Genomic DNA, 13896 nt, shown 5'->3' on the forward strand with positions numbered 1-13896 from the left:
GAAAGAACTTTCAGCAGCTCGACTTGCCCGCGTAGATCGCCAGAGCCGTGTTCGCACCCAGCGTCGCGGTGAACTGACCGCTCGAATTGACGGTCACCGAGGTGTTGCTCTGCACGTTGCAGTACGTCCCGGCGGCCAGCGAGGTCTGGTAGGTCCGACTCAGACTGCTCGACTCGTGGTTGATGGCGACGAAGCCCTTGGCACCCCGGCCGAAGGCGATGGCGTCACCCCCGTTGTCCCACCAGTTGCCGACGGACTCACCGCGCACGGCGTTGCGGAAGGCGACCATGCGCATGATCTCCGGCCAGGCGTGCTGACACTTCCAGCCGTCCTGCCAACAGGCGTTGACCGTACCGCCGCCCGGCGGCCCCGCGTCCGTGTCGGAGAACTCGTAGCCGGAGTTGATGTCCGGGGCGCCGTACGGGTAGGCCAGCATGAAGACGTTGGCGAGGGTGTAGTTGGCGTTGTCCTTGTAGCTGAGCGTGGAGCCGTTCCGCTCGGTGTCGTGGTTGTCGACGAACACACCGGCGACCGAGCTGCTCATGTACCCCCACCCCTCGCCGTAGTTCTTCAGGTAGGCGAGGTTCTCGTTGTTGAAGACCCGCTTGAGGTCGAAGGCGTAACGGAACTCCTGGACATCCCCGTTGCCCGTGTACTCGGTGGGCTGGACGGCCTCGCCGCTGCCGTAGATGGCCTCCTGCTTCCAGTACACCGACGTGTTGCTCAGCCGGGACTTGATGTTGGCGAGGTCGGCGGCGGCGATGTGCTTCGCCGCGTCGATACGGAAGCCGTCGACGCCGTAGCCGAGGAGCGTGTTCAGGTAGCCGGCGATGGCGGAACGGACGTAGTCCTCACCCGTGTCCAGGTCGGCGAGGTTGACGAGCTCGCAGTGCTGGACGTTCCAGCGGTCCTGGTAGTTGTTGACCGGCGAGGTGCAGTCGTCGAAGTCGGGCGAGGAGTACAGGCCGGGGTAGTTGTACTTGCTGTACGACGAACCGCCGGTGCCGGTGCCGCTGCCCGCCGACATGTGGTTGATGACGGTGTCGACGACGACCTTGACGCCTGCGGCATGACACGTGTCGACCATGCTCCTGAACGCGGTGGCGTCTCCGAGGCGACCGGCGATCCGGTAGCTGACGGGCTGGTACGAGGTCCACCACTGCGAGCCCTGTATGTGCTCGGCGGGCGGGGAGACCTGCACGAAGCCGTAGCCGGCGGGGCCGAGGGTGTTGGTGCACTCCTTGGCCACCGAGGCGAACTTCCACTCGAAGAGGACGGCGGTGACGTCCTTGCTGCCGGGCGGGGAGGCGACGGCGGCGCCCGTGGGGACGGCGAGCGCGATCGACGCGCCCGCGACGAGGGCAAGGGGGCTGGAGAGGGTTCTGCTGGCCATGTGGGGTCCTTCTCCGTTGAAGGTCCAGGCAAGATCTCTTGCGGGTTCTTGCAGCAAAGTTGCTGAAAACTTTCAGCCGACCAGAAGGTACGAGCCCACTTGTCAGGTGGTCAACCCTTGCGGCACACCCACGCCGAAAAGCCCCGGCCGGAGAGCCGGGGCTTCGGGAGACGCCCCACCGAGCGGGGCAGAGCTGTTGAATGCGTCACTCGGCGGTGCCGACGTCCCGTCGGCGACCTCCAGTCCTACCTCCGCATCTGGAACTTACCCAAAAGTATGGGCATATCCAGGAAAAGTGGCCTGCCTACGATGGCTGGATGACGGAGATCACCGTGGATATCTGGTCCGACATCGTCTGCCTCTGGTGCCCCATCGGAAAGGCTCAGTTCGACACCGCCCTCGCACAGTTCGAGCACCGTGACGCCGTGACCGTACGGCACCACTCGTTCGAACTCGACCCGGCACTGCCGCGTGACGGCTACGAGCCCGCCGTCCGGCGCTCCGCGCGGGACATGGGCACCACCGAGGCGCACGCCAAGCAGGTCCTCGGACAACTCGCCTCCCTCGCCGCCGGCTTGGGCCTGGAGTACCGGATCGACAAGATCCGGATGACGAACTCCTTCGACGCGCACAGGCTGGTGCATCTCGCCACGAAGCACGGCCGGACGGAGGCGATGCGCGGCCGGCTGATGTCGGCCTACACCGGCGAGGGCGCGCTGATCTCCGACCGCGAGACCCTGATCGGCCTGGCCGAGGAGGTCGGACTCGACCGCGAGGAGGTCGGGACGGTGCTGGACACGCACGCGTTCGCGGACGCGGTGGAGAGCGACAAGGTGCTGGCGCGGGGGGTGGGCATCCGAGGGGTGCCCAGTTATGTGGTGAACAATACCTACCTGACGTCCGGTTCACAGTCTCCCGACGACCTGACCGACCTGCTGCGGCGGGCCTGGCGGCAACCACGATCGACCCGGTGACGACCGTCCGAGGAGGTGCGCCGGGGAACCAGGGAGGTTCGGCACCCCGTCCGCCGCTGTTACTCGACGGGTCGCCGCCCCCAGACGGAGAACTCCAGCGTGGTGACATCGCGTGCGTGCGGATCGTCGAGACCCGCCACGAACGCGGCCAGGTCCTCGACGCTCACCAGGCCCCGCTCGACGAGCCCGGCGCCCTGCAGCTTCATCCGCAGCCGCATGAGTTCGTTGTCCAGTTCATGTTGCCCCGGACCCAACGGTGTCACCCGCACGCCCACCGAGGTCAGTCCGGCCCGCGCGAGCGTCGACGGCAGCCGGCGGCCCCAGTGCATGTCGGCGCCCGCCGCCTTCCAGCCCGTGAGATAGGCCCCCACCAGGGCACGCCCGGCAGGGGTCGCGGCGTGCTCGCTCGGCAGGAAGTAGAAGTCCTCGAGCAGCAGCCAGCCACCCGGAGCCAGCCAGGACACCGCGCGCCTCAGCACCTCTTCCGGCTGTGCCAGATGTTCGAACACCGCCCTGCCGAGAACAAGGTCGAACGAGCCCTCGGCGAACTCGGCCTCCCCGAGGTCTTGTTGCAGCACCGTCAGATTGGTCGCGCGGTCGGCATCCAGCCGGCTGGTGTCCGTGTCGAGGGCGACCACCGCGCCCCGATCGGCCTGCTCGGCCAGCCAGTAGGACATCGAACCCGCCCCGGCTCCCACCTCCAGGCAGTTCCAGGTCCGCTGGATCGGCAGGCTCTCGATGATGCTGATGGTCTGTGGGTCGTAGATCTGCTCCCACAGCTGGGACAGGGCTTCCTCGACCTCGGCGCTGGCCGTCATGACGGGACCTTTCCTTTCTGCATTGCTCCGGTGACTGGCGGGTGGTGTGCGAGATACGGCTCAGCGGAACATGTCGGCATGCTCCTCGGCCCACTCACGGAACGTCCGGGCGGGCCTCCCCGTGACCTCCGCCACGGTCGTCGACCCGACCTCCGGTTCGGTGGTGAGCGTGGCGAAGTAGTCCAGTGCTCCGTCCGCGTACGACGGAGGCCAGCCGCCCGCCACCATCTCGTCGCGCGCGGCCTGCGCGGGGACGTCCTCCCAGCTGAGCCGGCGGCCGATCACATCGCCGATGATCCGGACCGTTTCCTCCTGGCTCTGGGCCTGCGGACCGGTCACCAGGTACGCCTTGCCCGCATGCCCGTCATCGGTCAGCGCCCGTACGCCGACGGCGGCCAGGTCCGCTTCGTGCACAGCGGTCCGGACGGCGGCGCCGTAGGGGGAGCGCACCACACCGCCGTTCTTGATCTGACCGGCGAACCCCAGGGCGTTCGCCATGAACCCCGTGGTGCGCAGGAAGGTCCGGTCCAGGCTGGTCTTGTCTGTCAACTCCTCGAGGTACGCATGGCAGTTGTCGTCCCTGCGCTCGAGACCGATATGGACGCCGACGGACGACACGAGCGCTATCCGGCTCGCCTGCCTCTCGATCTTCTCCAGCACCGCCGGCGCCGTCTCGACGCCGAGCGTGAAGAACGGCCACATCCAGAAGACTCCGTCGACTCCGTCCAGAGCGGGGTCCAGGCTGTCCGGATCGGCCAGGTCGCCGTAGTACAGCTCGACTCCGTCAGGCAGCTTCGCGATGTGGGGATCGCCGTCCAGCACCAGGGCGCGGACGGCAACACCTTCGTCCAGCAACTGACTGGCGACGTGCGGACCGACATTGCCGGTGGCCGCGGTGACCAGGACGGTGCGCTGCTCGGGCATCATGCTTCCTGATCTCCCATGCTCGATAAACCGGGGAATTACCTGGACCAGCTCATCCGATGACATGTCACCGAACGCTTTCCCGAAGCCTCTTCGCTCGAGAACCGGCGGTCAAGGAAACTGTTCAAGATTCCGGTGAAGCTCTGTCAGATGAATGAAAAATCTGGTCGGCCGAAGTATCGACAGAGCCTCTCTCACATAAGCTTCACGGGCAGTTCACACCGGCCCGGGAGACCGTCAGGCAGCCGACAGGAACGATCACAAGGAGCGCAACGTGTCCCCTATGAAACTGCTGGAACCTCGGACCGGTGTTTTCGTTTTCGAAAGCGTCACGGTTTCAGGTGCCGCAGCGGAACTCGCGGATATATTCACTGTCGAAATCGAGGAAAACTATTGGCAGACCCCGGGGTTCGTCTCCGCCCGCCTCTATCAGGATTTCGAGGGTGACACCCTGGTGGCCCGAGTTCACTGGGCCGACGAGAGTGACTACCGGGCACACGCCAAGGCGGTGGCGTCCGACGGCAAAGGGTTCCAGGACCGTTTGGGCGAGTTGGAGATCCTGGACCGGGCCACGTTCGTGGGCACCCAGGTGCAGGGGTTCGCGGGTCCCGCGGAGGGTGAGGCGACCGGGTACACCGTAGTGGCCACCCGGCGCGTCCGTGATCGCCAGGCGGCACACGATGTGCACGCCGTGCTGCTCGGAACCGGCGAATGGAAGCATGACATTCCCGGCTTTGTCGCGGCCACTCCCTACATCAGCCTCGACGGCACGGAGTTCCTCAACAACCCACAGTGGGTGGACCGCGACGCCTTCCAGGTCTACATGAACCATCCGTCGATTCCAGGCGGACTGACGGAGGCCAACCAGCACGAGATCGGACCGCCGCGCATCGTGCACTGCCGCATCGTCTCGGACATCGGAGCCGTCGAGGGCTGACGCTACGGCCCGGCGTCGCCAACCGCGGAATCGTACTGACGCTGGGCTTCGGTGATGTCGTTCGCGTGCAGGGTGATCCAGTCGACGACTCCCTGCGTCCGGAGGGCGAGCCCGGCGCCCAGCGGAGTCAACGCGTAGGAGACTCTGGGAGGGGCGGCGGGCTCGACCTTCCGCTGGATCAGACCGTCCCGCACGAGGATGCGCAGGTTCTGGGACAGCATCTTCTCGCTGATCCCGCCGATCCGGTCGCGCAGCATGTAGAAGCGAAGAGGGCCCGCACTCAGCGCGCTGAGGATCAGAACCCCCCAGCGACTGGTGACGTGATTCAGGACGTGACGCCCCGGACAGTCGTCGTTGAACGCGTCACCGGGCTTCACCGTCGCACGGTCAGTGACCTCGCCCGTGACCTCGAACCCTACTTCCATGACTGGAGCTTACCAAGAGGTATGGGCTTACTGGCAGGAAGCTTCCTGTCTAGAGTGGGTCTGCGCCCGGATCCGTAACGACCCAAGGGAGAGATCACGATGCTGGTTGTCCGAGTGGAACGCTTCGGCTCTCCCGAGGTCCTGACGCCGCGTGAGTTACCCGATCCGGTCGCCGGACCCGGGCAGGTTGTGATCGAAGTGGCGGTGGCGGACGTCCTGTTCATCGAGACCCAGGTCCGCGGCGGGTGGGGCAGGGAGTTCTTCTCGGTGCAGCCGCCCTACGTACCGGGTGACGGTGTGGCCGGTCATGTGCTCTCCGCGGGCGAGGGGGTGGACCGGGGCCTGGTCGGTCAGCGGGTCGCGGTCCATGTCGGCGGATACGGCGGCTACGCGGAGCGGGTGGTGGTCCCGGCCGAGTCACTGATCCGGGTGCCGAACGGACTGGGCCTGCCCGAGGCGGCGTCGCTCCTCAACGACGGTCCCACGGCACTGACGGTGTTCGAAACGGCCAAGGTCGCTCCGCGGTCCCGGGTGCTGGTCCTGCCGGCGGCGGGCGGTTTCGGCAGCCTGCTGGTGCAGTTGGCGCATGCGGCGGGCGCCCAGGTCATCGGCGCCGCACGCGGTGAACACAAGTTGGCGGCGGTACGGGAGCGGGGCGCCGGGGTCGTGGTCGACTACTCCCTGCCGGACTGGCCCGAGCGCGTGCTGGAGGCAACCGGCGGTGTGGGCGCCGATGTGGTGTTCGACGGGGTCGGCGGGGACATCGGCCGGTACGCGTTCGCCCTCACGGCACCCGGCGGACAGTTCTCCGCGCATGGCGCCCCCAGTGGCGGATTCGCCCAGGTCGACCGCCAGGAGGCCGAACGACGCGCGGTGAGCGTCCGGGGAATCCAGGATGTGCAACTCCCGGACAGCGAGCGAAGGCGACTGGCCGAACAGGCCATCACCGAGGCGGCGGCCGGTCGGCTCCGTCCGCTCATCGGCCAGACCTTTCCGTTGCGACAGGCCGCCGAAGCGCACGCGGCGATCGAGGGCCGCACCGTGGTGGGCAAGACGCTCCTACTGGCCTGAGCTCTCTTCATTCTCTTCGGGAACTGTGGTGCGGTCCCGTACTCAGGCGCGCTTGAGTACTCGCGCTCTGGTCGGCCGTGGCGTGGGCCGAGAACCTTGAGGCATGGAACGACGACAACCACCGAAGTACGGCCGCCAGTTGCTGCCGGTCCTGGTGCTGGCCGGTGCGGCCCTGGGGTTGTGGGCCGCCTGGCTGGGCTGGGACCAGCGGCGGGACGTGCATCCCGACGGCAGCACCACCGGCCCGTACGAGGCGTGGCAGGTGATCGGGCTGGTGCTGAGCCTGCTGGCGCCGGTGTACTGGGCCGCGTCCCGGCGCTACTTCCCGGGCGCCGTGCTCGGTGCCCCGGTCGGTCTGACCGTTGCCGCCTTCTACGACTGGTCGGACGACGCCAGCGGCCTGTTCGTCATCGGCGTGGGGCTGGTCATGCTGGGAAGCCTCGCCGCGACCACCGCCGTCTCCGCTGTGATCGCCTCCGTGCAGCGAACGGGTCCCTGGACGGTCGCAGCCGAGTAGGACCCGTCGCCCAACTGGGCAACGGGTCCTGGTGGTTCGCTCGACGGCGCCTACGTCTGCTCGGGCAGGCGGGACTGTCAGACCGTCGTCCACCACACCGTCGTGTCCGCCGGCAGCTTCGCCTCGTCGTCCGCCACCGTCACCTCGGCGCTGGCGACCAGGATCTCGCCGTACGCGCGGATCGTGACCGCCTCGCCGCTCGTGTTCGCGACGCACACGAAGTCGCCGCGCCGGAAGGCGAGGACGCCCTGGGGCGCCCGCAGCCACTCGACGGAGTCGCCCGCGCCGAGGGCGGGATGCTCGCGTCGGGCGGCAAGTGCGGCGCGGTACAGCTCCAGGGTCGAGCCGGGTGTCCCGGTCTGTGCCTCGACGCTCAGCTCGGCCCACTCGGCGGGCTGCGGGAGCCAGGAGCCGCCGTCGCCGAAGCCGTACGACGAGCCCTCGCGGGTCCAGGGGATCGGGACCCGGCAGCCGTCACGGAAGCCGTCCTGGCCGGCGCCCCGGAAGTACGCGGGGTCCTGGCGGACCTCGTCGGAGAGGTCGACGACGTCCGGGAGGCCCAGCTCCTCACCCTGGTAGACGTACGCCGAGCCGGGCAGCGCCAGCATGAGGAGGGTGGCCGCTCGGGCCCTGCGCAGACCCAGCGCGCGGTCTCCGGCGAGCCGGAGCTGCGTGCCGAGACCGGGCTCGTTGGCGAAGCGGGTGGCGTGGCGGGTGACGTCGTGGTTGGAGAGGACCCACGTGGCGGGGGCACCGACCGGGCGCATGGCGTCGAGGGTGCGGTCGATGACGACCTTGAGCTCCGCCGCGTCCCAATAGGTGGCCAGGTACTGGAAGTTGAAGGCCTGGTGGAGTTCGTCCGGGCGCACGTAGTTCGCCGTGCGCTCGATGGTCGGGGTCCACGCCTCGGCGACGAAGATGCGCTCGCCGGCGTACTCGTCGAGGATCAAGCGCCACTGCCGGTAGATCGCGTGCACGCCGTCCTGGTCGAAGAACGGCATGACATCGTTGCCCAGCAGCTTGACCTGGTCGTGGGTTCCCAGGTCGGGGAGGCCCTCCGCCTTCACCAGTCCGTGTGCGACGTCGATACGGAATCCGTCGACGCCCATGTCGAGCCAGAACCGCAGGACCGAGCGGAACTCGTCCCCGACGGCCGGGTGTTCCCAGTTGAAGTCGGGCTGCTCGGGCGCGAAGAGGTGCAGGTACCAGGCGCCGGGTGTGCCGTCGGGCTCCGTCACCCGTGTCCACGCGGGGCCGCCGAAGACGGACTCCCAGTCGTTGGGCGGGAGTTCGCCGGTCTCGCCCTTGCCGGGGCGGAAGTGGTAGCGGTCCCGGAGCGGTGAGCCGGGGCCCTCGCGCAGCGCCCGCTTGAACCACTCGTGCTGGTCGGAGGAGTGGTTGGGGACCAGGTCGACGATGATCCTGAGGTTCAGTTCGTGGGCGTCGCGGATCAGCGCGTCGGCGTCGAGGAGGTTGCCGAACATGGGGTCCACGGCCCGGTAGTCGGCGACGTCGTAGCCGGCGTCGGCCTGCGGGGAGGCGTAGAACGGGCTGAGCCACACGGCGTCGACGCCCAGGTCGCGCAGATACGGCAGCCGGGTTCGTACGCCTTCCAGGTCGCCCATGCCGTCGCCGTTGCTGTCGGCGAAGCTGCGGGGGTAGACCTGGTAGATGACCGCGTCGCGCCACCAGTCCTGGTGGGCGGCGACGGCGGGCGTGGAGGTCGGGGCCGGAGCGGTGGAGTGCTGGCTCATAACGTCCTTGATGTGTAACCGAGTTCGGGTCATGGGGTGGTTTCTGCTGGTCTTGCCGCTGCGGGTTCGTCGTGGCTGGTCGCGCAGTTCCCCGCGCCCCTTTGGGGCGCGGCCGCGTCAGCCCTTGGTGCCGCCCGCTGTCAGGCCTGCCACCAGGTTCTTCTGGACCAGGTAGAAGAAGGCGGAGACGGGTATCGCGACCAGTACCGCGGTGGCGGCCATCAGATTGCGCTGGGCGTCGTGTTCGCTGACGAAGCTCTGCAGGCCGACCGCGAAGGTGTACTTCGTGTCCGACAGCATGAACGTCGAGGCGAACGCGACCTCGCCGAACGCGGTGATGAAGCTGTAGAACGCGGCGACCGCCAGGCCCGGTTTGGCCAGCGGCAGGATGAGCCGCGCGAAGGTGCCGAAGGGGGTCAGCCCGTCGACGCGTCCCGCCTCGTCGATCTCGAAGGGGATCGTGTCGAAGTATCCCTTGAGCAGCCACGCGCAGTAGGGCACGGCCGTCGAGCAGTAGACGAGGACCAGTCCGAGGTAGCTGTCGATGAGCTGGAGGTCCGACAGGATCTGATACATCGGCACGATGAGTACGGCGATCGGGAACATCTGGGTGACCAGCAGCACCCACATGAACTTGCGGTAGCCGGGGAAGCGCATCCGCGAGACCGCGTACCCGGTGGTCGCCGCGACCATCACCCCGATGACCGTCGTCCCGAGGGAGACGATCAGCGAACTCTTCATCCAGTCGAAGAAGTTGGTGTGCTGGAGGACGAACGAGTAGTTGTCGAACGTCATCTTGTCCCAGATGCCCCCGGGGTGGAGGTAGTCGTCCTTGTCGGGGCCGAGGGACAGATAGATCAGCCAGGCGATCGGGAAGAGCGCGATCAGGCTCGCGACGGTCAGGATGCCGTGGGAGGCGAGGGCGGTGGTGAGGCCGCGTCGGCCGCGGCGTGCGAGCTGTCGGGCGGCGGCAGGGTCGGCCGGGTCCGGCTTCGCGGACTTCTGAACTGTCATGGCACTCATGGGGGTTGGGACTCCTGCCTCAGATCGCGAGCTGCTGGTCATTGCGGTTCAGCCAGCGGCGGTAGAAGGAGGTGAAGACGACGAGGATGGCCAGCAGCAGCATCCCGTAGGCCGCCGACTGCGCGAAGTCGCGCGGCTGTTGGCCGAAGCCGAGGTAGTAGGCCCAGGTGACGAGGATCTGCGCGTCCGGGGCGGTGGTGCCGAACAGCAGGAAGATGACGGCGAACTGGTTGAACGTCCAGATGACGCCGAGGAGTACGACGGTGGAGCTGACGGAGCGCAGGCCGGGGAGGGTGACGTACCAGAACCGCTGCCAGGCGTTCGCGCCGTCCATGTCCGCCGCCTCGTACAGCGTGGAGTCGATGGACTGGAGGCCGCCGAGGAGCGAGACCATCATGAACGGCACCCCGCACCAGGTGTTGACCATGATCGCGGCGAACCGCTGCCAGAAGGTGTCCTCCAGCCACAGCGGTGACGGCAGGTGCACGGCGTCGAGCATCGTGTTGATGATGCCGCCGTCGGCGAGCATGAACCGCCAGCCGAAGACGGTGACGAAGGTGGGCACGGCCCACGGCAGGACCAGGATCAGCCGGTAGAAGGTGCGCCCGCGCAGTTTCTGGTTCAGCAGGAGAGCAAGGCCGAGGCCGATGCTGTAGTGCAGGGCCACGCAGAGCACGGTCCAGACGATCGTCCAGATGAAGTGCGACCAGAAGCGGTCGTACGCGGTGTCGCCCCACAGGATGTCGGCGTAGTTGTCGAAGCCGATGAACTTGTAGGTGGCGTCGATGTGGTTGACGCCGATCGTGCGGGCCGAGTTGAGGCTGTTGGCGTCCGTGAGCGTCAGATAGAGGCCGCGCACGAGCGGGTAGAGCACGAGTCCGCCGAGCACGACGACCACGGGCGCGATCATCGCGTACGCGTACCAGTACTTCTGGTAGGCGTGCTTGAGACGATCGAGCCGTCCAGGGCGTTGCTGCCCGGGCTCGCCCCGGCGTTTGCCGGTCGCGCGGTCGATGGCGACTGTCATAGGTTCGACACCTTCTGGAGGATCCTGGAGGACCGGAAAATCAGGGGGTACGGCGGACGGGCCGATGACCGCCGGAACCGTCCCCCGAGTCCACTGGCGACTGGGCGGTTCCGACGGCCATTCGGGGTCACTTGGCGAAGTCCGGGACCAGCTTGGCGATGGCGGTCTCCGCGTTGCCGAGGCCCTTGTCGAGGGACTCCTTGCCGCCCGCGATCTGCGGCAGCTCGGTGTCGAGCGGCCCCCACAGGGAGCTGTACTCGGGCAGTGCCGGGCGGGGCTGGGCGGCGGGGAGGACGCTCTGGTAGCCGGCGAGGCCCGGGTCGGCCTTGACCTCGGCGGTGTAGGCGTCGTCGCGGGTGGGCAGCGTGGAGTTCTTCAGGGCGATCTGCGACTGGGACTTCGCGGAGGTCATGAAGTTGACGAACTTCAGCGCGGCCTTCTGGTGCGCGGCGTCGGAGCCCGCGTACACGGAGAGGTTGTGACCGCCGGTCGGGGCGCCCGCCTTGCCGGTGGAGCCGGCCGGGACGGTGGCGATGCCGAGGTTGGCCTTGTCCTTGAACGCGGTGCCCTTGTAGAAGTTGGTGATCTCCCACGGGCCCTGGACGATCGCGGCGACCTTGCCGTTGACGAACGCGTCCTGGATGTGGGCGTAGGCGTCGGCGGTGGTGTCCGCCTTGTGCAGGCCCTTGCCGTCGAAGAGGCCGAGCCAGGTGCCGTAGGCCTTCTTCGCGGCGGCCGAGTTGACGGTGATCTTCTTGGCGGTGGCGTCGACGGTGTCGGTGCCCTCGCCGTAGAGGAAGCTCTGCGCGTAGTAGGCCTGGGTGGAGCCCCAGTAGCCGTCGACGCCGGTCTTCGTCTTCACGGCGGCGGCGGCCGTCTTCAGGTCGGCCCAGGTCTTCGGGGCCTCGGTGAGGCCGGCCTTCGTGAAGAGCGCCTTGTTGTAGACCAGCGCGAGGGTGTCGGTGACGATCGGGACGCCGTACGTCTTGCCCTCGTACTTGGCCTGTTCGATCAGGCTGGGCTGGAACTTGGCCTCGTCGGTGAGGGCCTCGGTGCCGTCGAGCGGCAGCAGGAAACCCTTCTTGGCGAAGGCGGGGGTCCAGCCGACCTCGGAGCGCAGCACGTCCGGGGCGCCGGAGGCACCGGCGGCGGTGTCGAACTTGTTCTGCGCCTGGTCGAAGGGGACGTTGACGTACTTGACCTTGACGTCCTTGTTGGCGGCCTCGAACTCCTTGACGAGGGCCTGGTACGTCGGCGCCTCGTTGGTGGCGTTGGAGGTGTCCCACCAGGTGATGGTGACCGGACCGGAAGCCTTGTCGCCGTCGTCACTTCCGCTGCCGTCTCCGCCGCAGGCCGTCGCCGCGAGGGCGAGGGACGCCACCAGCGCGGTGGCCGCTATGCCACGCCGCATGAGTTCTCCTTGAGGGTTAAAGCCCGTGTACTGGCGGGAACGGGCCCGTCCGCCGTTTCCGCCGACTTGCCGGCCGCTTCGTTGCCGCCGCCGGGCGACGTGAACGTAACAGCGATGTAAGCGCGACGAAAGACCTTGCAGCAAAAAAATGCAAGAACCGGCGACAGTTACCGCCCCGTGACCCTTCGGACCTCTGCCTCGAGATGGCCAGAACCCCAGTTCTGCCGGGGCCCAGCGGGATCCGGGACACTTGTGCAAGACTCTGCAAGCTCTTGCCATGTACGCCCCATCAGACACACGCAAGACACACGTGCCAGACACGAGGGAGCGCGATGACGCAGCAACCCGCAGCGGCGAGCGGCCGGCCCGGCCGTCCGGCGGGCCGTTCGACGGCCCGTGCCCGGCGTCCGTTCGGTGGGCAAGGCGAGGGCCGGCCGGTACAGTCCAGCCCTGTGACCACACGGCTTGCCGACATCGCCGCCCAGGCGGGGGTGAGCGAAGCGACTGTCAGCCGGGTCCTGAACGGGAAGCCGGGCGTCGCCGCCACCACCCGCCAGACCGTGCTCGCCGCCCTCGACGTACTGGGCTACGAGCGCCCCGTCCGGCTGCGTCAGCGCAGCGAGGGCCTGGTGGGCCTCATCACCCCGGAGCTGGAGAACCCGATCTTCCCCGCCCTGGCGCAGGTCATAGGCCAGGCCCTGACCCGGCAGGGTTACACCCCGGTCCTGGCCACCCAGACCCCCGGTGGTTCCACGGAGGACGAGCTGACGGAGATGCTCGTCGACCGGGGCGTGGCGGGCATCATCTTCGTCTCCGGACTGCACGCGGACACCTCCGCCGACATGCAGCGCTACGAGCAACTGCGCGCCCAGGGTGTGCCGTTCGTGCTGGTGGACGGCTTCTCCCCCAAGGTGCAGGCGCCGTTCATCTCCCCTGACGACCGCGCGGCGATGAACCTCGCGGTCACCCATCTCGTCTCGCTCGGCCACACCCGTATCGGGCTGGCCCTGGGCCCGAAGCGTTTCGTGCCGGTCCAGCGCAAGATCGAGGGTTTCGTACGGACGATGCAGGATCTGCTGGGCCTGACGGCGCAGGACGTCGAGACGCGGTTCGTCCAGCACTCGCTGTACACCCTGGAGGGTGGCCAGGCGGCGGCCCTGGCGCTCATCGACCGCGACTGCACGGCGGTGGTGTGCGCGAGCGACATGATGGCGCTGGGCGCGATACGGGCGGCCAGGCAGCGCGGTCTGGAGGTCCCCCGGGACGTCTCGGTCGTGGGGTTCGACGACTCCCCCCTGATCGCCTTCACCGACCCGCCCCTCACCACGGTCCGCAAGCCGGTCCCGGCGATGGGCCAGGCCGCCGTACGCACCCTGCTGGAGGAGATCGGCGGTACGCCGGCCCCGCACAGCGAGTTCGTGTTCATGCCGGAACTGGTGGTCCGGGGCTCCACGGCTTCGGCCCCCGGGGACCGCACTCGCCCCTGAGGCCCGCCCGCACTCGCCCTCAGGGGCATGTCCCTCGGTGTCGTCCTCTGGGTGGAGAATGCCCCGCTTCGGGCAGTCCCCTGGTAGTAGTTCGGACCCCGTCACCGCGCCGTAGAACGTGCGGGCCGGACAGGA

13 protein-coding genes are annotated in these 13896 nt (G+C 68.0%); 5 read left to right on the top strand and 8 right to left on the bottom strand.

Translation table 11 applies throughout. The features are described 5' to 3' along the window. Positions 1 to 10: 10 nt before the first annotated feature. A complete protein-coding gene (locus OG241_RS15330) occupies positions 11 to 1393 on the bottom strand; it encodes an alpha-amylase family protein (RefSeq protein WP_405815911.1) in 1383 nt (460 codons plus the stop codon). Positions 1394 to 1710: 317 nt separating this feature from the next. Here OG241_RS15330 and OG241_RS15335 point away from each other — a divergent pair, with 317 nt between their 5' ends. Continuing rightward, complete coding sequence (locus tag OG241_RS15335) at positions 1711 to 2367, top strand: DsbA family oxidoreductase (protein ID WP_405815912.1); 657 nt, start codon at positions 1711 to 1713, stop codon at positions 2365 to 2367. Positions 2368 to 2426: 59 nt separating this feature from the next. Here the strand turns inward: OG241_RS15335 and OG241_RS15340 are convergent, their stop codons facing one another. Beyond that, entirely contained in the window at positions 2427 to 3185 is a 759-nt protein-coding gene (locus tag OG241_RS15340) for a methyltransferase domain-containing protein (RefSeq protein ID WP_405815913.1), read from the bottom strand. A 60-nt stretch (positions 3186 to 3245) separates the two neighbouring features. Beyond that, positions 3246 to 4112, bottom strand: coding sequence for an NAD(P)H-binding protein (locus OG241_RS15345; protein WP_405815914.1), 867 nt, complete (start codon positions 4110 to 4112; stop codon positions 3246 to 3248). Positions 4113 to 4392: 280 nt separating this feature from the next. Here OG241_RS15345 and OG241_RS15350 point away from each other — a divergent pair, with 280 nt between their 5' ends. Further along, complete coding sequence (locus OG241_RS15350; RefSeq protein ID WP_405815915.1) at positions 4393 to 5046, top strand: hypothetical protein; 654 nt, start codon at positions 4393 to 4395, stop codon at positions 5044 to 5046. Between the two features lie 2 nt (positions 5047 to 5048). On the opposite strand, the gene OG241_RS15355 is transcribed toward OG241_RS15350, so the two are convergent. Continuing rightward, positions 5049 to 5471, bottom strand: coding sequence for a winged helix-turn-helix transcriptional regulator (locus OG241_RS15355; protein ID WP_405815916.1), 423 nt, complete (start codon positions 5469 to 5471; stop codon positions 5049 to 5051). Positions 5472 to 5570: 99 nt separating this feature from the next. Here OG241_RS15355 and OG241_RS15360 point away from each other — a divergent pair, with 99 nt between their 5' ends. Beyond that, positions 5571 to 6542, top strand: a complete 972-nt coding sequence (locus OG241_RS15360) for a zinc-binding dehydrogenase (RefSeq protein ID WP_405815917.1) — start codon at positions 5571 to 5573, stop codon at positions 6540 to 6542. Between the two features lie 103 nt (positions 6543 to 6645). Further along, positions 6646 to 7059: a hypothetical protein gene (locus OG241_RS15365; RefSeq protein WP_405815918.1), complete on the top strand. Its 414-nt coding sequence runs from the start codon at positions 6646 to 6648 to the stop codon at positions 7057 to 7059. Between the two features lie 77 nt (positions 7060 to 7136). On the opposite strand, the gene OG241_RS15370 is transcribed toward OG241_RS15365, so the two are convergent. From OG241_RS15370 to OG241_RS15385, 4 genes are all read right to left on the bottom strand, one after another. Continuing rightward, positions 7137 to 8813: a glycoside hydrolase family 13 protein gene (locus OG241_RS15370; RefSeq protein ID WP_405815919.1), complete on the bottom strand. Its 1677-nt coding sequence runs from the start codon at positions 8811 to 8813 to the stop codon at positions 7137 to 7139. Between the two features lie 117 nt (positions 8814 to 8930). Beyond that, positions 8931 to 9836 carry a sugar ABC transporter permease gene (locus OG241_RS15375; RefSeq protein WP_405815920.1) on the bottom strand — a complete coding sequence of 302 codons (906 nt, stop codon included), beginning with the start codon at positions 9834 to 9836 and terminating at the stop codon, positions 8931 to 8933. Positions 9837 to 9855: 19 nt separating this feature from the next. Then, positions 9856 to 10863 (bottom strand): carbohydrate ABC transporter permease, encoded by a 1008-nt coding sequence (locus OG241_RS15380; RefSeq protein ID WP_405815922.1) that lies wholly within the window; start codon positions 10861 to 10863, stop codon positions 9856 to 9858. A 127-nt stretch (positions 10864 to 10990) separates the two neighbouring features. Next, positions 10991 to 12274, bottom strand: coding sequence for an extracellular solute-binding protein (locus tag OG241_RS15385; protein WP_405815923.1), 1284 nt, complete (start codon positions 12272 to 12274; stop codon positions 10991 to 10993). 452 nt (positions 12275 to 12726) lie between these two features. Here OG241_RS15385 and OG241_RS15390 point away from each other — a divergent pair, with 452 nt between their 5' ends. Beyond that, positions 12727 to 13761, top strand: a complete 1035-nt coding sequence (locus tag OG241_RS15390) for a LacI family DNA-binding transcriptional regulator (RefSeq protein WP_405815925.1) — start codon at positions 12727 to 12729, stop codon at positions 13759 to 13761. The last annotated feature ends 135 nt before the right edge of the window (positions 13762 to 13896 follow it).

The organism is Streptomyces sp. NBC_01390 (assembly GCF_045040105.1).
Classification (GTDB): domain Bacteria; phylum Actinomycetota; class Actinomycetes; order Streptomycetales; family Streptomycetaceae; genus Streptomyces.